Below are 25,955 nucleotides of genomic sequence, written 5' to 3' on the forward strand. Positions count from 1 at the left end.
TGCCGATACTGCATAACAGATAGAAGAAAGGGCCGCCCTGGCGCTTTCGACTGTTGCACCACCCGAGGAGGGTGAGTGCATGACCATGGGGTCGGGACGTTCTGATCCACTGATGATCGGAGTGACCTAGGGGTACAGGGAGTGCCTCCGCAAGGGCCGGGTCAGGAAAGAGCTGCGGCGTAAGCTCCCAGGTCGAGCATCGACTTGACGAGCTTGCGGCGTGCTTGAAGAGCAAAGTCTTGTCCTAGAGCCATCCGTCCGTCATTTTCGTGACTCCCCCAGGAAAAAATCTTCCTTTGACTCCGGTCAAACGTTTCCTAGTGTTTCTCTGCGACCGTATATCGAGAAACTTTGCGCCACTTGCGCAACCTTTCCGGGCGCCCGAATCAGAGCAATCCTAAACTTTTTTAGACTTTTTCCTGACCCTTCCGACAAGCCTGCACACCGCCTGAAATGGCCGTTTCACGGCATTTTTGCCTGCCGAAATGTCGTATTCGAACCGGTTGGGACGCTCGTTTTGTTTGTAAAAACTCATGCCGATTCGGCATAGGGTAGGCGTTTACGGCATTAGACGCGCCTCCCTTGCATCGGAATAGTTGCGCCTTTTTTCGCCCGCAGAGAGCCGTAAATGCTCGTTCGGGATGACCTTATACGGGGGCCGATGCACAAACTTTTCCGCCATTGAGCGTTCCAGTTCGCGCATCAGCCCGAGTCCAACTGAAGTAAGGGTAATGATATGAAGAAGGCAAAATTAAGCCTCGCCTGGCAGATCCTCATCGGTCTGGTCCTGGGGATTGCGATTGGCGCGCTGCTCAATCATTTCAGTGCTGAAAAGGCCTGGTGGATCAGCAACGTTCTGCAACCTGCAGGCGATATCTTTATCCGCTTGATCAAGATGATCGTGATCCCGATCGTCATCTCCTCGCTGATCGTCGGCATTGCCGGTGTCGGCGACGCCAAGAAACTTGGCCGTATTGGTCTGAAGACCATCATCTACTTCGAAATCGTCACCACCATCGCCATCGTCGTGGGCCTGCTGCTGGCCAACCTGTTCCATCCGGGTGCGGGCATCGACATGAGCACCCTGGGGACCGTGGACATTTCCAAGTACCAGGCCACCGCCGCCGAAGTGCAGCATGAACACGCGTTCATCGAGACCATTCTCAACCTGATCCCATCGAACATCTTCGCGGCCATGGCCCGTGGCGAGATGCTGCCGATCATCTTCTTCTCGGTGCTGTTCGGCCTGGGCTTGTCGAGCCTGCAGTCGGATCTGCGCGAGCCGCTGGTGAAGATGTTCCAGGGCGTCTCGGAAAGCATGTTCAAAGTCACCCACATGATCATGAACTACGCGCCGATTGGTGTGTTTGCCTTGATCTCGGTGACCGTCGCCAACTTCGGTTTCGCCTCCTTGCTGCCGTTGGCCAAGCTGGTGATCCTGGTGTACGTAGCCATCGCCTTCTTCGCCTTCGTGATCCTCGGCCTGATCGCCCGCCTGTTCGGCTTCTCGGTGATCAAGCTGATGCGCATCTTCAAGGATGAGCTGGTGCTCGCCTACTCCACCGCCAGCTCGGAAACCGTGCTGCCGCGGGTGATCGAGAAGATGGAAGCCTACGGTGCGCCGAAAGCCATCTGCAGCTTCGTGGTGCCCACTGGCTACTCCTTCAACCTTGACGGCTCGACCCTGTACCAGAGCATCGCGGCGATCTTCATCGCCCAGCTGTACGGCATCGACCTGTCCATCAGTCAGCAACTGCTGCTGGTGCTGACCCTGATGGTCACCTCCAAAGGCATCGCCGGGGTTCCGGGCGTGTCCTTCGTGGTCCTGCTGGCGACCCTGGGCAGCGTGGGCATTCCCCTGGAAGGCCTGGCCTTCATCGCCGGTGTCGACCGTGTGATGGACATGGCGCGTACCGCCCTGAACGTCATCGGCAACGCCCTGGCAGTCCTGGTCATCTCCCGTTGGGAAGGCATGTACGACGATGCCAAGGGCCAGCGCTACTGGAATTCCCTGCCGCACTGGCGCAGCAAAGAGAAGCTGCCGGCTGGCGAAGCTTCCAAAGGCTAAGCGCCTACTGCGTAGGAGCTGGCTTGCCAGCGAAGAGACCCTCAAGTCCTCTACACGGCTCAGACGCGCCTTCGGCGGCCAGCCGGCTCCTACAGATGACAGACCCCGGTTAATCCGGGGTTTGTCGTTTCTGCCCGCCCCGCTATCATTCGCCGCATCTTCCGAGGGATATGACCGATGCTCAATGGCCTGTGGCTTGGCTTCTTTATCGTAGCGACCGTGTCCGCCCTGGCGCAGTGGCTGGTGGGCGGCAACGCTGGGATCTTCGCCGCCATGGTGGAAAGCATCTTCGCCATGGCCAAGCTGTCGGTGGAGGTGATGGTGCTGTTGTTCGGCACCCTGACCCTGTGGCTGGGCTTTCTGCGGATCGCCGAAAAGGCCGGCATCGTCGATTGGCTGGCCAAGGTCCTGGGGCCGCTGTTCAAGCGCCTGATGCCGGAAGTGCCGCCAGGGCACCCGGCCTTGGGGCTGATCACCCTGAACTTCGCCGCCAACGGCCTGGGCCTGGACAACGCCGCCACGCCGATCGGCCTCAAGGCCATGCGCGCCCTGCAGGAACTCAACCCCAGCGCCACCACCGCCAGCAACGCGCAGATCCTGTTCCTGGTGCTCAACGCTTCGTCCCTGACCCTGCTGCCGGTGACTATCTTCATGTACCGCGCCCAGCAAGGCGCGGCGGACCCTACCCTGGTGTTCCTGCCGATCCTCCTGGCGACCAGTGCCTCGACGCTGGTGGGCTTGCTGTCGGTGGCGGTGATGCAGCGCCTGCGTCTCTGGGACCCGGTAGTGCTGGCCTATCTGATTCCCGGGGCCCTGGCGCTGGGCGCCTTCATGGCACTGCTGGCGACCCTGTCGGCCACGGCCCTGGCGTCGCTGTCATCGATCCTCGGCAACCTCACCCTGTTCGGTCTGATCATGCTGTTCCTGGTGATCGGTGCGCTGCGCAAGGTCAAGGTCTACGAGGCCTTTGTCGAAGGGGCCAAGGAGGGCTTTGACGTCGCCAAGAACCTCTTGCCGTATCTGGTGGCCATGCTCTGCGCGATTGGTGTGTTGCGGGCTTCCGGGGCCCTGGATTTTGGCCTCGACGGGATTCGTCATCTGGTGGCCTGGGCCGGCTGGGATACGCGCTTTGTCGACGCCCTGCCCACCGCCATGGTCAAGCCGTTCTCCGGCAGTGCGGCCCGGGCGATGCTGATCGAGACCATGAAGACCCAAGGCGTGGACAGCTTCCCGGCCCTGGCGGCGGCGACCATCCAGGGCAGCACCGAGACCACCTTCTATGTGTTGGCGGTCTACTTCGGTGCGGTGGGTATCCAGCGGGTGCGGCACGCTGTGGGCTGTGCCTTACTGGCGGAATTCGCCGGGGTGGTGGCGGCGATTGCGGTTTGCTACTGGTTCTTTGGTTGAGTTGACCGAGCCTTCGCCGGCAAGCCGGCTCCTACAGACGTTGTAGGAGCCGGCTTGCCGGCAAAAGGGCCCTCAATGTTTCAGCGCCAGGTTGCCCTGCCCCACTGCCCAATCCACCACCTGCCGGGTCAGCGCATCGCTGGCCTGGCCAAATCCTGTCACCACCGCCGGCACCTGGGTTTGCGCCAATGGCTGGCGCACTTCAAAGCGTCGGCTGGCGAGGATCTTCTGGTCATAGCCGCGAATCAGTCGCGCATCCAGGCGAATCACCACCTGGGCGTCAGAGCCCTGATACTCGGTCTGAAAGGCCTGCAGGTCACCGCCCAGGGCGAGGTCGCTCTGCAGGTTGCTGTCGTCGGTGCTCAATAGCTGCACCCGGCCATCGCGCTGGAAGCCGTCCAGCAGGCGGTTGCGCAGCAGGATCGGTGCCGGGTCGCTCCAGCGCGAAGCTTTGTAGCTGCTGATCAGGTTGCCCTGGGGAATCACCGCGATTCGCGCGCTGTTCAGGGCATCGCCGGCCTGGGGCTTGAGCAACTGCAGCGACCACGACAGCGCCTGGCCCGTGGCGGGGGGCGTGCTCTGGCTCACCGGCAGCCGATAGATATCCAATGGTTCGCCCTTGGGCAGGATCGAACAGGCACTGGTCAGGGCCAGGGCGGTCCCCAGGGCCAGTGGCGCCAGCAGATGACAGACACGCTTCATGGCGTGAACTCCTTGTTCTTCTCGTTACCCAGCAAGTAACCGCCAGGGTTGGCTTCGAGGCGACGGGTGATGGCTCGCAGCGAGCTCAGGGTCTCGCGCAGCTCGCGCACCGCCGGCGCCAGGCCGTTGAGCCCTTGCATGCCATTGTTCAGCGAGTCCTGGTTGTCGCTCAGCAGTTTGTTCAGGGTGGCGCTGCTCTGTTCCAGGTTGCGCATGGCGTGCTCGGCGCTGCCGAACATCTGCTTACCCTGGTCGTTGAGTACGCCGTTGGCATTGCGCATCAGCGCGGTGGTCTGTTCCAGCATGGCGCTGGTCTGCTTGCTGATAGAACCCAGTTGCTGCATCAGTTGGCGCAGATCGTCACGTTGTCCGGCGATGCTGGCCGAGGTCTTCTGCAGGTTATCCAGAGTGCTGCTGACCCGCTCCACGTTGTCCGGGGAAAACATGCGGTTGGTGTTGTGCAGCAGCAGGTTGACTCCGGTCATCAGGTCATTGCTGTTGTTCAGCAGGCGGGCAATGGGCGATGGCGAGGCGACTATGGTCGGCAGTTGGCCGTCCTTGCCCTTGAGCACCGGGCTTTGCGGTGTACCGCCGCTGAGCTGGATGATCGAGGTGCCGGTGATGCCGGTCAGGGCCAGCTTGGCCTGGGTGTCCTCCTTGATCGGGGTTTCACTGCCCAGGCGGATCTGCGCCAGTACCCGGCGCGGGTCCTTGGGGTCCAGGCGCAGATTGACTACGTCGCCGACCTTGATCCCGCTGTACTGCACGGCACTGCCCTTGGACAGGCCGCTGACCGCTTCATTGAACACGATCTGATAGTCCTGGAAGGCGCTGTCGACGCTGGACTTGGCCAGCCACAGGCCGAACAGCAAGGCGCCGGCCACCACGATCACGGTGAACAGGCCGATCAGTACATGATGGGCTCGGGTTTCCATGTCATCCCTCGTTGGTCTGTGTAGCGGCCTGATAGGCCGCGCGGCCGCGTGGGCCATGGAAGTATTGGTGAATCCATTCGTCCGGGGTTTGCGCGACGATGTCGATGGCGTCCGCCACCAGCACCTTTTTCTGCGCCAGTACCGCCACCCGGTCGGTGATGGTGTAGAGGGTGTCGAGATCGTGGGTGACCAGGAACACGCTCAAGCCCAGGGCATCGCGCAGGGTCAGGATCAGTTGGTCGAAGGCTGCAGCCCCCACCGGGTCGAGGCCGGCGGTGGGTTCGTCGAGAAACAGGATGTCCGGGTCCAGGGCCAGGGCGCGGGCCAGGGCCGCACGCTTGATCATGCCGCCGGAGAGCGAGGACGGGTACTTGTCCGCTGCCGACAGGGGCAATCCGGCCAGGGCCAGTTTCACCGCCGCCAGGTGTTCGGCGTCGCTGCGGGACAGGCCCGCATGCTCGATCAGCGGCAGGGCGACGTTTTCGGTCACCGTCAGCGAGGTGAACAGCGCGCCCTTCTGGAACAGCACGCCAAAGCGCCGTTCAATCAGTGAGCGTTGCTGCTCCGGCAGGCTTGGCAGGTCCTGGCCGAAAACCCGCACCGAGCCTTCGCTGGGCTGACGCAGGCCGACGATGCTGCGCAGCAACACCGACTTGCCGCTACCGGAGCCGCCGACCACGCCGAGGATCTCGCCCTTGTACACGTCCAGGTCGAGGTTTTCGTGCACGCTCTGCTTGCCGAAGCGGTTGCACAGGCCACGGACTTCGATCACCGCCTCGGCAGGCGGGCGCGTCGGGCGGCTCACCAGCCCATCTCCATGAAGAACAGCGCGGCCACGGCGTCGATGACGATCACCACGAAGATCGACTGCACCACGCTGGACGTGGTGTGGGCGCCCACCGACTCGGCACTGCCGCTGACCTTGAAACCCTCCAGGCAGCCGATGGCGGCGATCAGGAAAGCGAAGATCGGCGCTTTGACCAGGCCCAGCAGAAAGTGCTTAACGCCGATGTCCGAATGCAGCAGCGAAAGGAACATCGCCGGGGAAATATCCAGGGACAGGGCACAGACCACGGCGCCGCCGATGATCCCGGAGAGCATCGCCAGAAAGGTCAGCATCGGCAGCGCCACCAGCAAGGCCAGCACCCGGGGCAGCACCAGCAACTCCATCGGGTCCAGGCCCAGGGTGCGAATGGCGTCGATCTCTTCGTTGGCCTTCATCGAGCCGATCTGCGCGGTGAAGGCGCTGGCGGTGCGCCCGGCCATGAGGATCGCGGTCAGCAGCACGCCAAATTCCCGCAGGAAGGAAAACGCCACCAGGTCGACGGTAAAGATGCTGGCCCCGAAGTTGGCCAGTACCGTGGCCCCGAGAAAGGCCACCACCGCCCCCACCAGGAAGGTCAGCAGGGCAACGATGGGCGCGGCATCTAGGCCGGTCTGCTCGATATGCGCCACCACCGGGGTGATGCGCCAGCGCTTGGGGTGCAGCAGGCCCCGGGCCAGGGTTTCGAGGATCAGGCCGATAAAGCCGAGGACTTTCAGACTGTCTTGCCAGACGGTGTAGACCGCACTGCCAATGCGTGAGAGCAGTTGCACGCTGACGGAAATCTCCGGTTCCTTGACCGGTACACAGAAATCGTTGAGCGAGCTGTAGACCGTATGCAGCAACGCGCGGTCGGCGGCGGACAGGGTGCAATCAGGGTGTTCGGCGGATCGCCCCAGGCGTTCGGCTCCCAGTAGTTCTACCAGCAGCGAGGCGCCGGCGGTGTCCAGGGCTCCCAGGCCGTTGAGGTCGATGTGGGTGCTGCTGTCATAGCGGCCGCTGAGGGTTTGGCTGAGACGCTTGAGCTCGCTGTAGTGCGCCAGCGTCCAGTCCCCGGAGATGCGCAGTTGCGCCGGGGAGAGGGCAAGGTCCAGTTGAGCGGTGCCGGGCGTCACGCTGGTAGTCATAAGCTCCGAGCTTGTGTGGCGATTACGCAGTGCTACGTAATAGCACGATCCCGACTACTTTGCCTCGCCGCTCTTGGCGGCGTCTTGATCTGGATCGGTGATCTCGAAGCGCAACACGCCAATTACCTGGCCGTCCTCGGTGATCACCCGCACTTGCCATTTTCCCGCTGGGTTGCCGGGAAAATTCTGCTTGTGCGACCAGGCGCGGTAACCCTCCTTGCGTCCGCCATGAATATCCAGGGCGATGCGGTCCACTTCGCTGCCGTTGAACTGCCAGACGTGATAGATGCGCTCGTCCAGGCCCCGGGGTGCATTGATCGCGGTGTAGGCGTACAAACCGTTGCTGCGTACCTGGCTGGCGCTCACCTGCTCCAGGCTGTCCCCGGGCGTGCGGTCCTGGAGTTGGGTGCTGATGGCGTCCTCGGTCAACCACAGAGTGGCCGGCGGCACCCAGGAGCGCAGCAGCCAGCCGGTGCTGCCAATGGCCAGGGTGATGCACAGCACCGCCAGTGCGCTGCGCACGCTGCGGATCGGCAGGATCGACGCCAGGCTCGGGAAGGACAGGAGCATGGCGATGCCCAGGGCCAGCTTGAAGCTCTGGGCCGTGGTCAGGTGCAGGATCAGCGGCAGGGCCGTGAGCAAGGCGGCGAACAGGGTCAGGGTGTGCAGGGCGAGGAACAGCCAGCGCCGCGGCGCCAGCCACTTGTAGTACAGCGGGTCGGTGATGGAAATCAGCGCCGCCGCTCCCAGCAGCCCGGTGAACACCAGTTGGCCGCTGTTCCAGCTGGTGGTGATGAAGAAGAACGGCAGGACGAAGAACAGACTTTCCTGGTGGATCATTTGCGTCGCGTAGCGCAGCAGCGGTTGCGGGATCTCGCGCTTGAAGACCTTGGTGAACAGTTGGGTCAGGCTGTTTTCCAGCATCAGCCAGACCCAGCTCACCAGCAGGATCACGGCGATCCACGAGGCCAGGCTCTGTTGCCGATCCACCAGGATGAAGCTGCCGACTCCAGAGATGAAACCGCCGAGCGCAATGACCCCCGGGTAGCGCTTCATCAGTTCCAGAATGCGCTGAATATAGTGGGTCAGGTTAGGCATCGGGTGGGGTCACAGTCTTGGCAGGAAAAAACCGCGACAGGATACCTGTTGGCCGCTGCCTGTGGCGAGGGAGCACGCTCCCTCGCCACACCGGCTAGAGGTTACGCCGGCGGTGCAGCAGGTAGCCGCCCAGGCTGCCGAGGACGATCAGGGCCAGCAGGCCGCCGGTCAGCCAGAGCAGTTGCTCGTCCCCCAGCAGCGGTTTTTCGATTCGCACGTAGCCCGGCTGCTGCAGCAATTGCCCCAGGGCCAGGTTGGCCTGCTTCAGGCTCACCGCCCGCAGACGCTTGGCCGGGTCGCTGAAACGGCCGTTGTCGAAGTCCCCGAGGGCGCTCCAGTAGTAGTCCGCCAGGGCGCTGTTGCCCTGAACTGCCCAGGCCTGGCGATCGATGGCGGCCTGCTTCAGGCGCTCGAAAGTCGCGGGGTCGAGGCCGTCCTTGAGCAGCTTCGCCTTGAGCTGCTCGACCACCTGTCGGGCCTGGGGCAGGTCATCGCGTTCGAGGTCGGCATTGAGGCTGAGAAAACCGACGCCGCCAAACACCTCACGGTCGCTCCAGGGACCGTAGGACAGCTCATGCTCCAGGCGCAACTGACGGTACAACGCCCAGTCCAGATAGTCCTTGAGCAGGTCGAAGGTCTCGTCGTGCTGCTGTTCCAGCAGGGGTTCGGGGAACAGCCAGTGCAATTGTGCGCTCTGCCCTACCCAGCCATGGATCAAGTCGCGCTCGGCGGCGGCCGTACCCTGGATCTGCGGCAGTTCGCGGTGCTCGCTGGGTTCTACCGGCTCGAGGGCGCCGTAGGTGCGCTCCAGATAAGCCGGCAACAGGCGATCCAGTTCGCCGACGACGATCAGGGTCATGTTGTTGGGGGCGTACCAGTCTTTGCGCACTTGCTCCAGCTGGGCCAGGGTCAGGTGCTCGACTTCGGCGCGCTCGGTGCATTTGAGCCCCAGTTCCACCGCCAACTGGTTGCCGGCCTTGTGGCCCAGGTCCTGGCGGTCGAGCCAGCGCTGCAGGTGCGAGTAATGACCGCCGTCTTCGCGCTCCACCACCTGTTTGGCGGCGGCCACGGCGTTGTCGTCAAGGCGGGTGCGGGTGAGCAATGACAGCAGCAGGTCGAGGACCTTGCGCTGGTTTTTCGCCGGGGCTTCGATGACGAAGGTGGTGTCGGCATTGCTGGTATAGGCGTTCCATTCGCCGCCCAAGGCTTGCATGCGCTCTTCCAGGCCGCCTTCGCCGTCGGCGTCGATGCCGCTGAACAGCAAGTGTTCAAGCAGGTGCGGCAGTTCCTTGTCGGCACAGGCGAAATCGTCCAGGCCGACGCCCACCACCAGGCGGATCGCCACGTGGCCGCGTTCGCTGCCGGGCTTGAGCAGCAGCTGCAGGCCGTTGGGCAGGGTGTAGCCTTCGACCTGGAAGCGATCCAGGGCCCATCCTTGTGCACTGCCCAGCAACAGGCAGGCGAATAACAGACAACGCATAACAAGCTTCCTTACGGCGTGCGTAAGTTTTAGAGACTTCAGATAACGCTGGACGTTCAGGGTGAATGGGTGATGTCAGCCATGTCCTCGACTTCCAGCGCCCCGGTATCCGAGGTTTCCAGGACCACATAGGCGCTGCTGCAGAACAGCGAGTTGAGACGCTTCATATCGGCAATCAGTTCCAGGTGCAGGGAGCTGGTCTCGATGCTCTGGACGATCTTGCGCTGCAGCCGGCTGACGTGGGCGTGGGCCAGACGCCGTTCCTGGGCGCGGAAGCGGCGTTTCTCCCGCAGCAGTTGGCGGGCGCTTTCCGGGTCGGCGCTGAGAAATACCGAGAGCCCCAGGCGCAAGTTGGCGATCAGTTGCGCGTGCAGCCCGGTCAGTTCTTCCAGACCCACTTCGGAGAAGGAGCGGCGTTGCGATGTTTTCTGCTGCTGGACCTTGCGCAGCATGCGTTCAATCAGGTCGCTGGCCAGCTTGAGGTTGATCGCCAGTTCGATGATTTCCGCCCAGCGCCGGCTGTCCTGCTCGCTGAGGTCTTCCCGGGGCATTTGCGCCAGGTACAGCTTGATAGCGCTGTACAGTGCTTCGACATCGTCGCTCAGGGCGCGCATTTCCTGGGTAATGGCGGTCTGCTTGCCACGCAGCACATCGCGCATGGCTTCCAGCATATTGTCGATCAGGTCGCCGATGCGCAGGGTTTCCCGGGCGGCGTTGGCCAGGGCCAGGCTCGGGGTGGCCAGGGCAGTGGGATCGAGGTGCCGTGGTCGTGCACGGCCGTTGTCCTGGGGGCGCTCGGGCATCAGCCACGCGCAGAATCGCGCCATGGGGCCGACAGTGGGCAGCAGCAACAGGCAGCGGGCGGTGTTGTACAACAGGTGGAAGCCGATCACCACTTCCTGGGGACTGAAGTCCAGGCTGTCCATCCAGTGGGCCAGCGGGTCGAGTACCGGAATGATCAGCAGCAGGCCGATCAGCTTGTACAGCAGGCTGCCCAGCGCCACCTGGCGTCCGGCAGTGTTCTGCATGCTGGTGCTGAGGAAGGCCAGCACCCCGCTGCCGATGTTGGCGCCGATCACCAGGCCGATGGCCACCGGCAGGCTGATCACTCCGGCCCCGGCCAGGGTGGCGGTCAGCAGCACCGCTGCCAGGCTGGAGTAGGACACCATGGCGAACACCGCGCCCATCAGCGCATCCAGGAGGATGTCGCCGGTAAGCGAGGCGAACAGCACCTTCACCCCTTGAGCGTGAGTAATCGGCGCTGCGGCTTCGACGATCAGTTGCAGGGCCAGGATGATCAGGCCCAGGCCGATGCCAACCCGGCCCAACTGACCGGCGCGGGTCTGTTTGCGCGACAGGAAGAAAATCACCCCGAGGAAGATCAGCAGCGGCGACAGCCAGGACAGGTCGAAGGTCAGCACCCGGGCCATCAATGCGGTGCCGACATCGGCACCCAGCATGGTTGCCAGCGCCGGGGTCAGTGCCATCAGGCCCTGGCCGACAAAGGAGGTCACCAGCATCGCCGTGGCGTTGCTGCTCTGGACCATGGCGGTCACCAGGATGCCGGCGACGAAGGCCAGCGGTCGCCTGGCCATGTTCTGACCGATCACGTGGCGCAGGTTGGAGCCGTAGACCCGCAGGATGCCGGTACGGACGATGTGCGTGCCCCAGATCAGCAGGGCCACGGCGGAAAGCAGATTGAGCAGGGTCAGCATGAGAGGCCCCCCCTGGGGTGAAGAGCCCCAAGCGGGGCCAGTGGACGTTGTTGCGCGAGGTTCTACGTTATGTATTTAAGCTGTAGTTGGCTAACGCACAGGACGCCAGCATCGCATAGCTAAACCGGTGATTGAAACAAAACTGTCATGAAAACAGCTGCCTGCAGACGTGAAAAAGGGGCCCGAAAGCCCCTTTTGCTTGAGTGCGTTCGCGGTTTATTGACCAGGAACGTCCTTGCGCAGTTTTACCGGGTCCTGCTGTTTTTTCTTCTTCGCGATGGCGGTGCGCATCTTGATGTTGATGGCTTCCACCGCCAGGGAGAAGGCCATGGCGAAGTAGACGTAGCCTTTTGGTACGTGCACTTCGAAGGCCTCGGCGATCAGTACGGTACCGACTACCAGCAGGAACGACAGCGCGAGCATCTTCAGCGACGGGTGCTTGTCGATGAATTCGCTGATGGTGCCGGCCGCCAGCATCATCACCAGGACCGCGACGATGATCGCCGCCACCATGACCGGTACATGGGACACCATGCCCACCGCGGTGATGACCGAGTCCAGGGAGAAGACGATGTCGATGATCGCGATCTGGATGATGGTGTAGAGGAAGTTGCCGCCCTTGCCTTTGGGTTCATCCAGGGTTTCGTCTTCACCTTCCAGGGCGTGGTACATCTCCTGGGAGCTTTTCCACAGCAGGAACAGGCCGCCGAAGAACAGAATCAGGTCTCGTCCGGAAATGCCTTGGCCGAAGACCACGAACAGGTCGGCCGTCAGGCGCATGACCCAGGTGATCGACAGCAGCAACAGAATCCGCGTGACCATGGCCAGCGCCAGACCGAAGATCCGCGTGCGCGCCTGCATGTGCTTGGGCATGCGGCTGACCAGGATCGAAATCATGATGATGTTGTCGATGCCCAGGACGATTTCCAGGGCGGTCAAGGTAAAGAAGGCAACCCAGATTTCCGGGTTGGTCAGCCATTCCATGTGTATTCCTTTGAGCGGTTGTTATGGCCCGGGCCGGGAAGCCGGCCCGAGCGAAGAATCATTGCTTTTATAGAGTGCTGAACAGCGGAAAAATCCCCATCAGCAAAGCGGCGAACATTATGCACAGACAGACCAGCACTGCCCACTTGAGGGTGAAGCGCTGGTGATCGCCGAACTCGATGCCTGCCAGGGCCACCAACAGATAGGTCGAGGGTACCAGCGGGCTGAGCAAGTGCACCGGTTGGCCGACGATCGACGCGCGGGCCATTTCCACCGCCGTGATGCCGTAATGACTGGCGGCTTCTGCCAGCACCGGCAATACGCCGTAGTAGAAGGCGTCGTTGGACATGAAGAAGGTGAACGGCATGCTCACCAGCGCGGTGATCACTGCGAGATAGGGACCCAGGGCGTCAGGGATCACTGCCAGCAGGCTCTTGGACATGGCGTCGACCATGCCGGTACCGGACAGGATGCCGGTGAAGATACCGGCAGCAAAGATCAGCCCGACCACTGCCAGCACGCTGCCGGCGTGAGCCGCAACCCTGTCCTTCTGCTGCTGCAGGCAGGGGTAGTTGACGATCATGGCAATACTGAAGGCCACCATGAACAGTACCGGTAACGGCAGCAGCCCGGCGATCAGCGCGCACATCAGGGCGAAGGTCAGAGCACCGTTGAACCAGATCAGCTTCGGACGACGAGCGTCGGGGTACTGCGAGACGCTGATTTCACTGTGGTCGATCTCATCGCCCGCCAGGTGCAGTTCACCCAGGCGTGCGCGCTCACGTTTGCCGTACAGATAGGCGATCGCCAGGATCGCCACCACGCCGGCCAGCATGGCCGGGATCATCGGGACGAAAATGTCCGACGGGTCCACGTGCAAAGCGCTGGCGGCACGGGCGGTAGGACCGCCCCAGGGGGTCATGTTCATCACCCCGCCGGCGAGGATGATCAGGCCGGCCATGATCCGCGGGCTCATGCCGATGCGGCTGTACAGCGGCAGCATGGCGGCCACGCAGATCATGTAGGTGGTGGCACCGTCACCGTCCAGGGACACCACCAGGGCCAGCACGGCGGTGCCGACCGAGACCTTCAGCGGGTCGCCCTTGACCAGCTTGAGGATCTTGCGCACCGCCGGGTCGAACAGGCCGGAGTCGATCATCAGGGCGAAATACAGAATGGCGAACATCAGCATCACGCCGGTGGGCGCCAGCTTGGTGATGCCTTCGAGCATCATGGGACCGATCTTCGGCGCGAAACCGCCGAACAGGGCGAACAGGATCGGCACGATGATCAGCGCGATCAGCGCGGACAGGCGCTTGGTCATGATCAGGAACATGAACGTGATGACCATGGCGAAGCCAAGGAAAGTCAGCATGGGAATACTCCAGGCGTAGCGCGGCTAGGGAATGGCGAACCGGGTGGGATCAGCGCAGAACGGCAAGCACGAGGCATACGGGAGGAGTCGAAGCGAACAGGCGGGTACGAGCAGACATCAGAATCACCATTGTTGTTGTTAATAGGGCCGGGAGCGCCAGAAACGCCCGCTGTGGCCAACCGGTCTTTTGCCGGTAGTGGAGGCGATCCTAATCGGGGAAGCTTTCAGCCAGCTTTCGACATTGAAAGGAAACGGTGGATGTTCCTGCAGGCGACCAGCGGCATAAAGTGATGGGCATGGGCCCACAAGAGGAATGCACATGAGTGAGTTGCACACCGGAGGCTGCCACTGCGGGCGGCTGCGCTACCAGTTCAGCGGGCCACTGCGGGATATTGCCCACTGTCATTGCTCGATCTGCCGCCGGGTCAGTGGCGGTCTGGTGACCACCTGGATCACCCTGCCCGCCCGGGCTTTCACATGGCTGGAGGGAACTCCCGCCCGCTATGACTCCTCCAGCAGCTGTGCCCGTTATTTCTGCGGCAACTGTGGAGCACAGCTGGCGTTGATAACCCATCTGAGTCCCGAGAGCATCGACGTGACCATTGCCAGTCTGGATCACCCTGAGTTGGCGCCGGCCGAGCGACACATCTGGACTGACAACCGACTGCCTTGGCTACATCTGGATGAGCACTTGCCCGCGGAGCCGCAGGAAACATTGTAGGAGCCGGCTTGCCGGCGAAGCTTTCAAGGCAGCTCTAACCCACCCGCCGCCTTGTGCAGAGCCCGCAGATGCTCGCCCACCTGCTTCAGATTGGCCTCGTTGGCGGCAATTTCCGCCGCCCGTGCCGGCTCCAGCAGGGCCCGCACTTCCTTGTCCAGTTCGCCGGTCAGGGATTGCAGCTGTTTCTGCCGCTCACTGCTTTCGGACTCCAGGCGCTGCCATTCGCCGGGCTGGGGCAAGCCATAGCCGCTGCTGCCCAGCAGCTCCGCCGGTCGGCTGAGGAAACCGCTGTTGGCGAGAATTTCCTGCAAGGTCTTGTTGGCTTTCTCCATGCCGCCATTCTTCAGTTCCCGGGCGCCGAGGTAGCGCTGCTTGACCTCGTCCTGGGCCAGCAACAGTTGCCGGCGATAGCTGGCCTGCTCCAGGAGCAGCAAGGCCGCGCTGGTACGCAGGTCGGCCCGGTCGAACCACTGGCGGCGCTCCGCGGCGCTCAGTGACAGCCAGTCTTCGACGCTGGCCTGCTTGATCGGCAGGTGCTTTTTGATCACCTCGAACATTGCCTGGTAGCGGTCGCGGAAGGAGTCGAAGCGATAGCCCAGGCGTAGCGCTTCCCGGGGATCGTCGAGCACGCTGGTGTCCGCCAGTCCCCTGCCCTTGAGTACTTCCAGCAAGCCGTTGGGCATGATGCTGTCGAGGCCGATCAGTTGTTTGTTGTTGCTGCCGCTACGCAGCAGCTTGAGGCTTTCCACCGCGCAGTTGTTGGACAGAAAGTAATAGTTGCCGTCATAGCTCCAGTGCATCTCGGCGGCGTGCTCCACCACTTCCTCGATCTCGCTGCGTGACAGCTTCAAGGGCACGGACGCCAGGCTGCGCAGTTCGGTCTTGGTGTATTCATCGATGACTTGCGACAGCGGCAGGACGAAAAGCCGCGAAGGATATTTGCCCACCAGGCCATCCCAACTGGACAACTGCACATCACCGACAAAGGCGCGATAGGACAGCACCAGATGCTGGTCCAGGTCCAGGCGGCAATCCGGGCCACGGGGCCGGCCCGGGGCACAGATCACCAGGCGCAGCATGCTGTGGCCCCAGCGACTGACCCAGTTCTGGTTAGCTTCGGCCAGCAGGTAGTCCACCGCGTAGACCCGCTCCGGGTCCACCTTGCCCAGGGGCGTCTTGGCGAAGTCGTTGCCGGCGTTGAGGAAGGCGAAGGACTGGGCGCAGTTGTCCTTGGCGGCCGGGGCCCAGGCGAAATGTTCCTGGTAGTAGCGGTACAGCGCCGGGCGGCGGCAGGCGTAGCTCGGATCGAGGAGGAAGTACTCCATGTTCACCGCTACGAACTCTTTCGGGTTGGTGGTCTCGTAGAGGTCCGGACTGCGAGCTATCTGCCGGTTGTGCTGTTCCCGCTCTCCGCGGCGGCCGACATATTGCGGCCAGCCGGCCAGGTCCAGCAGTCGCGGGTCGTCGCTGAGGGTGAAGCGGCGATCGTTCTGGCCCCGGCACTCATCCGGCAGGCCGATCAGGCCGGAGGTGCCGGTCTTGCGGGTGCAGCGCTGGATCAGGCTGCGTTCGGCGCTGGGCCATAAACGCGCACGATCATAAATGTGGGTCAGTTCATGCAGTACGGTGGCGAGTAGCTCCCGGCGCACGGTGCCGTGAGGGCGACTGGTCTTCTGGTTCGCAGCGGAGCCATCGGCCAGGCTGGGCAGCAGAGCGCGGTTGAGGTCCAGTTCCGCAACCAGGGATGCCGCGCCATAGGCGTTGTCGGGCATCTGGTCGGTCCAGCCGACATCAATGGTGCGATCCAGTTGCTGGATCAAACGCGGCGGCAATGCCTGCATCGCTTCATCCAGCAGCGCCTGGCTGGCGTGTTGTTGCGCCGGGCTCAAACCATCGGTCTTGAGGCGCAATTGCAGGTCGGCCTGGGCGGTGCCACAGAGCAGCGCCAGGGTCCCGGCCAGCAGCCAGGCGAAGACTGGCTTCACAGGGCGAGGATAGCTTCGGCCAGGACCTGATCGCTGGCGTCACGGGCTTCCGGCAGCTGGGTACGCAGGGCAGTGAACGCCGCTTCCAGTTGTGCGCCACGGATATCGCCATTGCTGGCGACGAAGCTGGCGGCATCGTCATGGGCTTCGCGCACGACTTTGGAGTCACGGATCGAGGTGGTGGTGTCCGAGGTGAAATCGATCGTGCGGCCAGAGGCGCGGACGATGATATTACTGGTGGCCACCAGGGTGTGTGCCTGGGCCACGTCGGCCAACAACAGCAGGCCAAGGGTGGCGGCAATCAGCGGGCTACGCATGGAACGACTCCGGAATAACAGGGATGGCTATTGGACGAGAATTGCCTGCGCCAGTTCAAGGTCGCTGGCATGAAGTTTTGCCTGGTGTTGCCGCAGATATTTCAGTGCGGACTCCAGGCGTGCCCCACGCAGTTGGCCGTCGGTCGCAATGAAGGCGGCGGCGTCATCCTGGGCGGCGAGCAGCAGTTTATGGTCGAAGGGCGCCGAGGTCACCTGGCTTGTAGCGTAAGCCGTGATGACCGAACTCTGGGTCGTCAGGTCGAATGCCTGCACCGAGGAGGCCCAACAGACAGCGATCAATAGTGGAGCGAAAAGCGAAATTCGGAACAAACCCAAGAGTCTCGACAGCTGAAAACCAGCGCCAAGGCTAGCGCAATGGCCCGGACAGGGCCAGTGCAGAGGCTTTCAGGTGCGTATACGCACCTGAAACGGCAGGTCAGATCGCCAGGATTGCCTGAGCCAGTTGTGTGTCAGTGGCCTGCAGTTGAGGGGCTTGTTGGCGGATGTGGGCGAAGGCACTTTCCAGTTTTACCCCACGAATTGCGCCGTCGGTGGCGACGAAGCTAGCGGCGTCATCCCGGGCAGCGCGGACAATCTTGTTGTCGCGCAGGGAGGAAGTGGCGTCGGAGGTCGCATCGGTCGTGGCCTTGAGGGCGCCGACAATGGCATCAGTGGTCACGATCAGGCTAGTGGCGTGGGCATTGGTAGCCAGGGCCAGAAGTGCGGCAGCGCTGAGCAGGCGAAGACGGGACATGGGTAACTCCTGTGAATGAACAGACAATTAAAGGGCGCTGAGTGAGACGCCGGGCAGCCACTGCGAGGTGCTGTGTCTGATGGATCTGACGCAGCTCGGACGAGAATCGCTACGTCACTTCAGATATTAGGCTGAGCTGTTCTATTCGCACAGATCTGTGTCAGGGCTGGGGACCGCCAACAATGGGTGCATGACGCAGTCCACGTTGATACGTCGAACGATTGGCTTGCGGCATCGTGGTGTTGGGTTTCACGGCGGCTAGACAGATACATCCGGGTTTAAATTGTACTGGTTGTATTTTGATTTTATTAAAACTGTACCTGTCATTGTCTGGTACAGGCTTTCCTTTACCTTTGGACATTTGTCATCGGCCCAGAACGACAAAACCCGTCGTGGTTTCCCACGACGGGTTTTGTGTGTGCAATTCGGGGTGCTGGCGGTGGACCCGGAGGGTCAGGGCCAGCGACGCTGCGTTAGCGCCAGAACGGCTTGCTCAGCTCTTCGTAGCGTTGTGCTTCGCTGATCCCGGCATCGGCCAGCAGACGCGAATCCAGGCGAGCCAGTTGATGGCGGCTGGAGATGCGGCGCTGCCACAACATCAGGTTGGCGATAACGCGCAGAGGCAGGGAAGCCTGGGTTTTTTCAGCTTTGTCTTCGAAGAACAGTTCGGAACTGAGTGTACGTTCCATGGTTGACATCCTTCCGCTTGTGGCGGGATCAGGTAGTGGTTTAACTGGTGCCCATGATCCTCTTCACGCGCAAGACTCTGTAGATACAGTTCACCTGTATTGTGAGGGACCAGTTAACTGTTTATAGGGGCTGTACTGTTCGGAAATGGCGCAACTGTACCTGTCAGCACCTTTTTGGTGCATTTAGGCGGTTTTTGATTGGGGATTAACGGTTTCAGGCGAAGAAAAGACCGGTACAGCAGTACAGTTTTTGTCGACCTTTAGTGGGCGGCTGGCGAGCTGACGAAACTGTGTTTGCGTCAGCTGCCAACTGTATCAATCACTCGGCGAGCATCTTCCCGGTTTCTTCCAGGTTGATGTGCCAGCTCAGAGCATCACGCAGGATGTGCGGCGTGTGACCACCCAGGGCGCAGGCCTTGGTGAAGTAGTCATTCAGCGCGTCGCGGTAGGACGGATGCACACAGTTGTCGATGATCACCCGGGCCCGCTCACGTGGCGCCAGGCCACGCAAGTCGGCGAGGCCGATCTCGGTCACCAGGATGTCGACGTCATGCTCGGTGTGGTCTACGTGGCTGACCATGGGTACCACGCTGGAAATCGCCCCGCCCTTGGCAATCGACTTGGTGACGAAGATCGCCAGGTGCGCGTTGCGGGCGAAGTCGCCGGAGCCGCCGATGCCGTTCATCATCCGCGTGCCGCAGACATGGGTGGAGTTGACGTTGCCGTAGATGTCGAACTCCAGTGCAGTGTTGATGCCGATGATGCCCAGGCGGCGCACGACTTCCGGATGGTTGGAGATCTCCTGTGGACGCAGCACCAGCTTGTCCTTGTAGCGCTCCAGATTGCCGAACACGTCAGCGTTGCGCCGGCTCGACAGGGTGATGGAGCTGCCCGAGGCGAAGCTGAGCTTGCCGGCGTCGATCAGGTCGAAGGTCGAGTCCTGCAGTACTTCGGAGTACATGGTCAGGTTCTCGAACGGCGACTCGATCAGGCCGCACATCACTGCGTTGGCGATGTTGCCGATACCCGCCTGCAACGGGCCGAGCTTGTTGCTCATGCGCCCTGCGTCCACTTCCTGCTTGAGGAAATCGATCAGGTGATTGGCGATGCCCTGGGTTTCGCTGTCCGGGGTGGACACGGTAGACGGCGAGTCGGGCTGGTTGGTGATGACGATGGCGACGATCTTGTCCGCTGGAATCGGAATCGCGGTGCTGCCGATGCGATCGTCGACCTTCACCAGGGGGATTGGGGTGCGGGTTGGACGATAAGTCGGGATATAGATGTCGTGCAGGCCTTCCAGGTTCGGGTTGTGCGCCAGGTTGATCTCGACGATCACCTGCTTGGCGAAGATCGCGAAGCTGGCGGAGTTGCCCACCGAGGTGGTCGGTACGATGTGCCCCTGCTCGGTAATGGCCACGGCTTCGATCACCGCAATGTCTGGCAGCTTGAGCTGCTGGTTGCGCAGTTGCTCGACGGTTTCCGAAAGGTGCTGGTCGATGAACATCACTTCGCCGGCGTTGATCGCCTTGCGCAGGGTGCTGTCGACCTGGAACGGCATGCGCCGGGCCAGGACGCCGGCTTCGGTGAGTTGCTTGTCCAGGTCGTTGCCCAGGCTGGCGCCGGTCATCAGGCTGATTTTCAGCGGGGTTACCTTGGCCCGTTCGGCCAGGGCATGGGGCACGGCCTTGGCCTCACCAGCGCGGGTGAAGCCGCTCATGCCGACGGTCATGCCGTCCTCAATCAGGGCGGCAGCGTCGGCGGCGCTCATCACCTTATCCAACAACGAAGGCAAGCGGATACGATCACGGTACATGGATTGTTATCTCGGGCAACGGAAGCAAGAAGCGCAGTCTAGTGATTTCAAAAAAAAACGCCCCGCGACAAAGGTCGAATGAAAGGCCCTGATCTAGAGCCTTCTGTCGGCTTTATGGTGTAAATAAAAAACCCCAGCCTACTAAAGGCTGAGGTTTGGGGTATTGCGCTACAGCAGCTTTATTCGACGGCTTTGACCATGTCTTCGATGACCTTCTTCGCGTCGCCGAAGACCATCATGGTCTTGTCCAGGTAGAACAGTTCGTTGTCCAGACCGGCATAACCACTGGCCATGGAGCGCTTGTTGACGATGATGGTCTTGGCCTTGAAAGCCTCGAGGATCGGCATGCCGGCGATGGGCGATTTCGGATCGTTCTTCGCCGCCGGGTTGACCACGTCGTTGGCACCCAGGACCAGCACCACGTCGGCCTGGCCGAACTCGGAGTTGATGTCTTCCATCTCGAATACCTGGTCGTAAGGCACTTCGGCTTCGGCCAGCAATACGTTCATGTGGCCGGGCATGCGCCCTGCTACCGGGTGGATCGCGTACTTCACGGTCACGCCGCGGTGGGTCAGCTTTTCGGTCAGCTCTTTCAGCGCGTGCTGGGCCCGCGCTACCGCCAGGCCGTAGCCGGGAACGATGATCACCGTGTCCGCGTTGGTCAGCAGGAAGGTCGCATCGTCAGCCGAGCCGGATTTCACCGGACGGGCTTCCTGTGCACCGGCCGGGCCGCCCGCATCGGCGCTGTTGCCGAAACCGCCCAGCAGCACGTTGAAGAACGAACGGTTCATCGCCTTGCACATGATGTACGAGAGGATTGCACCGCTGGAGCCCACCAGGGAGCCGGCGATGATCAGCATCGAGTTGTTCAGGGAGAAACCGATCCCTGCCGCTGCCCAGCCCGAATAGCTGTTGAGCATCGACACCACCACCGGCATGTCGGCGCCGCCGATCGGGATGATGATCAGCACGCCCATGACGAAGGCCAGGGCCAGCATCAGGGCAAAGGCGCCGAGGTTGCCGGTGACCATGAAGGTCACACCCAGGCCGAGGGTGGCCAGGCCCAGCACCAGGTTGAGCTTGTGCTGCCCGGCGAACTGTACTGGTGCGCCCTGGAACAGGCGGAACTTGTACTTGCCCGACAGCTTGCCGAAGGCGATCACCGAGCCGGAGAAGGTGATGGCACCGATGGCCGCGCCGAGGAACAGTTCCAGGCGGTTACCGGCGGGGATCGCGTCGCCCAGGTGCTTGACGATGCCCAGAGACTGCGGCTCGACTACGGCGGCAATGGCGATGAACACCGCGGCCAGGCCGATCATGCTGTGCATGAAGGCCACCAGCTCCGGCATCTTGGTCATCTCAACGCGCTTGGCCATGATCGAACCGGCGGTGCCGCCGATCAGCAGGCCGACAATCACGTAGCCAATGCCGGCGGTCGCCAGTTCAGCGCCGAGCTTATAAATGAGGCCAATGGTGGTCAGCACCGCCAAGGCCATGCCCAGCATGCCGAACAGGTTGCCGCGTCGGGACGTGGTCGGGTGCGAAAGGCCCTTGAGCGCCTGGATAAAACACACCGAGGCGATCAGATAGAGGGTTGTTACCAGGTTCATGCTCATTATTTCTGCACCTCTTCTTTCACGGCTTTGGGCGCTTTCTTCTTGAACATTTCCAGCATGCGGCGGGTGACCAGGAAGCCACCGAACACGTTGACCGCAGCCAGGGCTACGGCCAGGGTGCCCATGGTCTTGCCCAGCGGGGTCACGGTCAGGGCGGCAGCCAGCATGGCACCGACGATGACGATGGCGGAAATGGCGTTGGTCACGGCCATCAGGGGCGTGTGCAGTGCGGGTGTGACGTTCCAGACCACGTGGTAACCGACATAGATCGCCAGCACGAAGATGATCAGGTTGTAGATACCGGGGGAGATAAGCTCTTCCATCGTCTGAATCCCTGCTTAGGCGTTTTTGCGGATGACTTGGCCGTCGCGGCACATCAGGCACGCGGCGACGATGTCGTCTTCGAGGTTGACTTCGAACTGCCCTTCTTTAGTGAAGACAAGCTTCAGGAAGTCCAGCAGGTTGCGGGCGTACAGCGCCGAGGCATCTGCAGCTACTGCGCCGGCCAGGTTGGTCGGGCCGACGATGGTTACACCGTTTTCGACCACGACCTGATCCGCTACGGTCAGTGGGCAGTTGCCGCCTTGTGCTGCTGCCAGGTCGATGACCACCGAGCCGGGTTTCATCTGGGCGACAGTCTCGGCACTCAGCAGCGTCGGTGCCTTGCGGCCTGGGATCAGCGCGGTGGTGATGACGATATCGGCTTGCTTTGCACGCTCGTGGACCGCCTGGGCCTGGCGCTGCATCCAGCTGGCCGGCATGGGACGGGCGTAGCCACCGACACCGACAGCGCACTCGCGCTCTTCGTCGGTCTCGTAAGGTACGTCGACGAACTTGGCCCCCAGGGACTCGATCTGCTCCTTCACCGCCGGGCGCACGTCCGAAGCCTCGATCACCGCGCCCAGGCGCTTGGCCGTGGCAATGGCCTGCAGCCCTGCCACACCGGCGCCGAGGATCAGCACGCGGGCCGCTTTGACGGTGCCGGCGGCGGTCATCAGCATTGGCATGAAGCGCGGGTAGTAGTGGGCGGCCAGCAGCACAGCCTTGTAGCCGGCAATGTTGGCTTGGGACGACAGCACGTCCAGGCTCTGGGCCCGGGAAGTGCGTGGAGCTGCCTCCAGGGCGAAGGCGGTAATGCCGTGTTCGGCCAGCTTGGCGATGGTTTCATTGCTGAACGGATTGAGCATGCCCACCAGTACGGTGCCGCTCTTGATCAGAGCCAGCTCGCTGTCGCTGGGGGCCACTACCTTGAGGATCAGTTCGGCGCCAAAGGCATCGTTGGCGTTGCCAATGGTTGCCCCTGCCGCTTCATAGGCACTGTCGACCACGCTGGCGTTGATGCCGGCGCCGCTTTGCACAGTGACTTTATGACCCTGGCCGATCAGCTTCTTGATGGTTTCCGGGGTTGCAGCTACCCGTGTTTCACCCGTCTGGGTTTCGAGAGGAACACCAATGTGCACGTCAAATCTCCTGCTTGATCTTATTGCTTTCGATCTTTCTTAGAAGGCCAGCGCACTGAGGAGGGTGCGGCTGGGGCGGCCGATCAGCACGATCCCGCTGAAATCACAGCGGGGCGCGGCATTTTGCAGGCGAACTTTGAGGCCTTCAAGGGATTCTGACTAGTGACGGAAAATTAACTACAAGTCACCCCGTGACCGAATGTCGCAACGTACAGGCTTAACCCCTTGTAAGCCGTGCCTTTCAAGGCTTTATCCATGAAATTAAGATTTTTCTCATCGGTGGCGTGAATAGTCTTACATCGCCTCTAAGTAAACCCTACAAGCCGCGTGGTTAGGCGCTTGTAGGACGATTGTCCAAGGTGTCGGTACAGTCTGTTTAAATGCGACAAATAGTTATATCTGTAGGGCTTTTGATTATTTGACTACGGGGTCAGCTATTGGCTCGAAGCCTTCATTTACTGAGGTTGTAGCTGTTCGCCTGGCCCACCAGCCAATCGCGAAATGCCCGTAAAGAGGCTGACTCCACCTTGCGCTCGGGAATCATCAGGTAATACGCCTTGATGCTCGTCAGTGCTTGAGGGTTGGCAATCACCAGGCGTTTTTCCGCCAGTTCGCGTTGAATGAGAAAGGCTGGAATCAGGGCGATGCCCATGTCGTGCATGGCTGCCTGGGCGAGCATGGAGAATAGCTCGTAGCGTGGCCCTGTCATGTCGCGGGGGACGTTCATTTGTTGTGAGTTGAACCATTGTCGCCAGGCATAGGGGCGTGTGGTCTGCTGCAGCAGGGGCAGCTCGGCAATGGCTTTGGCGCTCAGTTGCTGGCTGCTACCCAGTATGGCCGGGCTGCACACCGGCACTGGATGCTCGCCCATCAGGCGATGGGACTGAGTGCCGGACCAGTCAGCGTCGCCGAAGTAGATGGCCGCGTCGAAGGGGGTATCAGCGAACAGGAAGGGGCGCGTGCGGTTGGTCAGGTTGACGGTGACTTCGGGGTGTTGCTGCTGGAAGTCCTTGAGGCGTGGCAGCAGCCATTGAGTGCCGAAGGTCGGCACCACTGCCAGTTCGATGACATTGGCGCCTTGCTGACCCATTACGGAAAGAGTGTCGCGCTCTACTGCATCCAGTTGAGTCGCGACCCGTCGACTGTAGGAAAGGCCGGCTTCGGTAAGTTTGACTCCCCGCCGCGAGCGTCGGAAAAGTTCTACACCGAGGAACTCCTCCAGGCTGGCGATCTGTCGGCAGACGGCACCCTGGGTCAGGGAAAGCTCCTGTGCCGCCTTGGTAAAGCTCTCGTGGCGGGCAGCTGCCTCGAAGCTGATCAGGGCGGCGGTACTGGGGATCTTTCTGCGCATGTACGGCTATCTCACTAATGGTGGCTGTGGATGGCACTTTTTGCCGTTACGAAGTGAGAAATTAGCACAACAGCATGCAAAATCCTCGTTTGCCGGGAGGCTCCTGCTGGGCCTAGGATCAGCCCACGATAGTTGACCTACTTCACGAGGACTCACTCATGGGCGGCAAAGCAAGCTTCAACTGGATCGATCCCCTTTTGCTGGACCAGCAACTCACCGAAGAAGAGCGCATGGTCCGCGACAGTGCCGAGCAGTTCGCTCAAGACAAGCTGGCACCACGGGTTCTGGAAGCTTTCCGCCATGAGAAGACCGACCCGGCCATCTTCCGGGAAATGGGTGAAGTCGGCCTGTTGGGTGCGACCATTCCCGAGCAGTACGGCGGCAGTGGCCTGAACTATGTGTGCTATGGCCTGATCGCTCGTGAAGTGGAGCGCGTGGACTCGGGTTACCGCTCCATGATGAGTGTGCAGTCGTCCCTGGTGATGGTGCCGATCAACGAGTTCGGCACCGAAGCGCAAAAGCAGAAGTATCTGCCGAAGCTGGCTTCTGGCGAATGGATTGGCTGCTTTGGTCTGACCGAGCCGAATCATGGTTCCGACCCGGGCGCGATGATCACTCGCGCTCGTAAAGTGGAAGGTGGCTACAGCCTGACCGGCAGCAAGATGTGGATCACCAACAGTCCGATCGCGGATGTGTTTGTGGTCTGGGCCAAGGATGACGCTGGTGATATCCGTGGCTTCGTTCTGGAGAAAGGCTGGAAAGGCCTGAGCGCTCCAGCCATCCATGGCAAGGTGGGGCTGCGGGCATCGATCACCGGCGAGATCGTCATGGATAACGTCTTTGTGCCGGAAGAGAACATCTTCCCGGATGTGCGCGGTCTGAAAGGTCCTTTCACTTGCTTGAACTCGGCACGCTACGGCATCTCCTGGGGAGCACTGGGCGCGGCGGAATTCTGCTGGCACACCGCGCGTCAATACACCCTTGATCGTCAGCAGTTCGGTCGTCCTCTGGCCGCCACTCAGTTGATCCAGAAAAAACTGGCGGACATGCAGACCGAGATTACTCTCGCCCTTCAGGGCTGCCTGCGTCTGGGGCGGATGAAGGATGAAGGTACCGCGGCGGTGGAAATCACCTCGATCATGAAGCGCAACTCCTGCGGTAAGTCTCTGGATATCGCGCGCATGGCTCGTGACATGCTGGGTGGTAACGGGATCTCCGATGAGTTTGGTATCGCTCGCCATCTGGTGAACCTGGAGGTGGTCAACACCTACGAAGGCACCCACGACGTGCATGCGCTGATTCTCGGACGTGCACAAACCGGCATCCAGGCGTTCTATTAATAGGAGAGCGGCCATGGGCGCGTTATCGCATCTGCGGGTACTGGATTTATCGCGAGTACTGGCCGGGCCTTGGTCCGGGCAGATCCTTGCGGACCTGGGGGCCGAGGTCATCAAGGTCGAGCGTCCGGGCAATGGTGACGATACACGCGCCTGGGGGCCGCCCTTCCTTAAAGATGCCTATGGCGAGAACACCAC

The 25,955-nt window shown here is 61.6% G+C and carries 24 protein-coding genes (1 of these 24 only partly in view); 5 read left to right on the forward strand and 19 right to left on the reverse strand.

The window, feature by feature from the left end; genetic code table 11:
• Window positions 1–736 precede the first annotated feature (736 nt).
• Together gltP and ACSSVC_RS04215 are read left to right on the forward strand one after the other, a co-directional pair.
• A complete protein-coding gene (gene gltP, locus ACSSVC_RS04210; protein ID WP_346634641.1) occupies window positions 737–2,068 on the forward strand; it encodes a glutamate/aspartate:proton symporter GltP in 1,332 nt (443 codons plus the stop codon).
• Window positions 2,069–2,245: 177 nt separating this feature from the next.
• On the forward strand, window positions 2,246–3,475 hold the full coding sequence (locus ACSSVC_RS04215) for a nucleoside recognition domain-containing protein (RefSeq protein ID WP_123723788.1): 1,230 nt from the start codon (window positions 2,246–2,248) through the stop codon (window positions 3,473–3,475).
• A gap of 72 nt (window positions 3,476–3,547) precedes the next feature.
• On the opposite strand, the gene ACSSVC_RS04220 is transcribed toward ACSSVC_RS04215, so the two are convergent.
• From ACSSVC_RS04220 to ACSSVC_RS04260, 9 genes are all read right to left on the reverse strand, one after another.
• A complete protein-coding gene (locus tag ACSSVC_RS04220) occupies window positions 3,548–4,177 on the reverse strand; it encodes an ABC-type transport auxiliary lipoprotein family protein (protein ID WP_346634640.1) in 630 nt (209 codons plus the stop codon).
• Entirely contained in the window at window positions 4,174–5,112 is a 939-nt protein-coding gene (locus tag ACSSVC_RS04225; protein ID WP_346634639.1) for an MlaD family protein, read from the reverse strand. Before ACSSVC_RS04225 ends, ACSSVC_RS04220 begins: the two co-directional genes overlap by 4 nt.
• A gap of 1 nt (window position 5,113) precedes the next feature.
• Window positions 5,114–5,917 carry an ABC transporter ATP-binding protein gene (locus tag ACSSVC_RS04230; RefSeq protein WP_346634638.1) on the reverse strand — a complete coding sequence of 268 codons (804 nt, stop codon included), beginning with the start codon at window positions 5,915–5,917 and terminating at the stop codon, window positions 5,114–5,116.
• On the reverse strand, window positions 5,914–7,062 hold the full coding sequence (locus ACSSVC_RS04235) for an ABC transporter permease (protein ID WP_346634637.1): 1,149 nt from the start codon (window positions 7,060–7,062) through the stop codon (window positions 5,914–5,916). Before ACSSVC_RS04235 ends, ACSSVC_RS04230 begins: the two co-directional genes overlap by 4 nt.
• A gap of 54 nt (window positions 7,063–7,116) precedes the next feature.
• Window positions 7,117–8,160 (reverse strand): DUF5924 family protein, encoded by a 1,044-nt coding sequence (locus ACSSVC_RS04240; protein WP_346634636.1) that lies wholly within the window; start codon window positions 8,158–8,160, stop codon window positions 7,117–7,119.
• A gap of 94 nt (window positions 8,161–8,254) precedes the next feature.
• The gene (locus ACSSVC_RS04245; protein ID WP_492612009.1) at window positions 8,255–9,640 is read right to left on the reverse strand and encodes a M16 family metallopeptidase; all 1,386 of its coding nucleotides are present in this window, start codon (window positions 9,638–9,640) and stop codon (window positions 8,255–8,257) included.
• 56 nt (window positions 9,641–9,696) lie between these two features.
• Window positions 9,697–11,355, reverse strand: coding sequence for a Na/Pi cotransporter family protein (locus ACSSVC_RS04250; RefSeq protein ID WP_346634634.1), 1,659 nt, complete (start codon window positions 11,353–11,355; stop codon window positions 9,697–9,699).
• A 216-nt stretch (window positions 11,356–11,571) separates the two neighbouring features.
• Window positions 11,572–12,339, reverse strand: a complete 768-nt coding sequence (locus tag ACSSVC_RS04255) for a TerC family protein (protein WP_123723793.1) — start codon at window positions 12,337–12,339, stop codon at window positions 11,572–11,574.
• Between the two features lie 67 nt (window positions 12,340–12,406).
• The gene (locus ACSSVC_RS04260) at window positions 12,407–13,714 is read right to left on the reverse strand and encodes a CitMHS family transporter (protein WP_123723794.1); all 1,308 of its coding nucleotides are present in this window, start codon (window positions 13,712–13,714) and stop codon (window positions 12,407–12,409) included.
• Window positions 13,715–14,033: 319 nt separating this feature from the next.
• Here ACSSVC_RS04260 and ACSSVC_RS04265 point away from each other — a divergent pair, with 319 nt between their 5' ends.
• The gene (locus tag ACSSVC_RS04265; RefSeq protein WP_492612010.1) at window positions 14,034–14,435 is read left to right on the forward strand and encodes a GFA family protein; all 402 of its coding nucleotides are present in this window, start codon (window positions 14,034–14,036) and stop codon (window positions 14,433–14,435) included.
• Window positions 14,436–14,458: 23 nt separating this feature from the next.
• On the opposite strand, the gene ACSSVC_RS04270 is transcribed toward ACSSVC_RS04265, so the two are convergent.
• From ACSSVC_RS04270 to ACSSVC_RS04315, 10 genes are all read right to left on the reverse strand, one after another.
• Window positions 14,459–16,420 (reverse strand): DUF7844 domain-containing protein, encoded by a 1,962-nt coding sequence (locus tag ACSSVC_RS04270; protein ID WP_346634632.1) that lies wholly within the window; start codon window positions 16,418–16,420, stop codon window positions 14,459–14,461.
• Entirely contained in the window at window positions 16,417–16,737 is a 321-nt protein-coding gene (locus ACSSVC_RS04275; RefSeq protein WP_016963715.1) for a DUF2388 domain-containing protein, read from the reverse strand. The genes ACSSVC_RS04270 and ACSSVC_RS04275 overlap by 4 nt, the downstream gene beginning before the upstream one ends.
• Before the next feature lie 27 nt (window positions 16,738–16,764).
• Window positions 16,765–17,058: a DUF2388 domain-containing protein gene (locus ACSSVC_RS04280; protein WP_371826189.1), complete on the reverse strand. Its 294-nt coding sequence runs from the start codon at window positions 17,056–17,058 to the stop codon at window positions 16,765–16,767.
• Between the two features lie 115 nt (window positions 17,059–17,173).
• A complete protein-coding gene (locus ACSSVC_RS04285; protein WP_123723799.1) occupies window positions 17,174–17,491 on the reverse strand; it encodes a DUF2388 domain-containing protein in 318 nt (105 codons plus the stop codon).
• Between the two features lie 473 nt (window positions 17,492–17,964).
• Entirely contained in the window at window positions 17,965–18,180 is a 216-nt protein-coding gene (locus ACSSVC_RS04290; RefSeq protein WP_011058498.1) for a DUF1127 domain-containing protein, read from the reverse strand.
• Between the two features lie 319 nt (window positions 18,181–18,499).
• The gene (gene scpC, locus ACSSVC_RS04295; RefSeq protein ID WP_346634631.1) at window positions 18,500–19,993 is read right to left on the reverse strand and encodes a succinyl-CoA:acetate CoA-transferase ScpC; all 1,494 of its coding nucleotides are present in this window, start codon (window positions 19,991–19,993) and stop codon (window positions 18,500–18,502) included.
• Between the two features lie 179 nt (window positions 19,994–20,172).
• On the reverse strand, window positions 20,173–21,609 hold the full coding sequence (locus tag ACSSVC_RS04300) for an NAD(P)(+) transhydrogenase (Re/Si-specific) subunit beta (protein WP_296412596.1): 1,437 nt from the start codon (window positions 21,607–21,609) through the stop codon (window positions 20,173–20,175).
• Window positions 21,609–21,932, reverse strand: coding sequence for an NAD(P) transhydrogenase subunit alpha part 2 (locus ACSSVC_RS04305; RefSeq protein WP_005783507.1), 324 nt, complete (start codon window positions 21,930–21,932; stop codon window positions 21,609–21,611). Before ACSSVC_RS04305 ends, ACSSVC_RS04300 begins: the two co-directional genes overlap by 1 nt.
• Before the next feature lie 15 nt (window positions 21,933–21,947).
• Window positions 21,948–23,069 carry a Re/Si-specific NAD(P)(+) transhydrogenase subunit alpha gene (locus tag ACSSVC_RS04310; protein ID WP_346634630.1) on the reverse strand — a complete coding sequence of 374 codons (1,122 nt, stop codon included), beginning with the start codon at window positions 23,067–23,069 and terminating at the stop codon, window positions 21,948–21,950.
• Window positions 23,070–23,520: 451 nt separating this feature from the next.
• Window positions 23,521–24,420 (reverse strand): LysR family transcriptional regulator, encoded by a 900-nt coding sequence (locus ACSSVC_RS04315; protein WP_346634629.1) that lies wholly within the window; start codon window positions 24,418–24,420, stop codon window positions 23,521–23,523.
• 158 nt (window positions 24,421–24,578) lie between these two features.
• Here ACSSVC_RS04315 and ACSSVC_RS04320 point away from each other — a divergent pair, with 158 nt between their 5' ends.
• A complete protein-coding gene (locus tag ACSSVC_RS04320; protein ID WP_077933165.1) occupies window positions 24,579–25,760 on the forward strand; it encodes an acyl-CoA dehydrogenase in 1,182 nt (393 codons plus the stop codon).
• 13 nt (window positions 25,761–25,773) lie between these two features.
• Window positions 25,774–25,955: the start of a CaiB/BaiF CoA transferase family protein gene (locus ACSSVC_RS04325; RefSeq protein ID WP_492612011.1), read on the forward strand. Its footprint extends 1,039 nt past the window's final position; 182 of the gene's 1,221 nt are visible here — the first part of the coding sequence; its start codon is at window positions 25,774–25,776; the stop codon falls past the right edge of the window.

The sequence above is a fragment of the Pseudomonas sp. E1BtOHC1 genome, assembly GCF_058744285.1.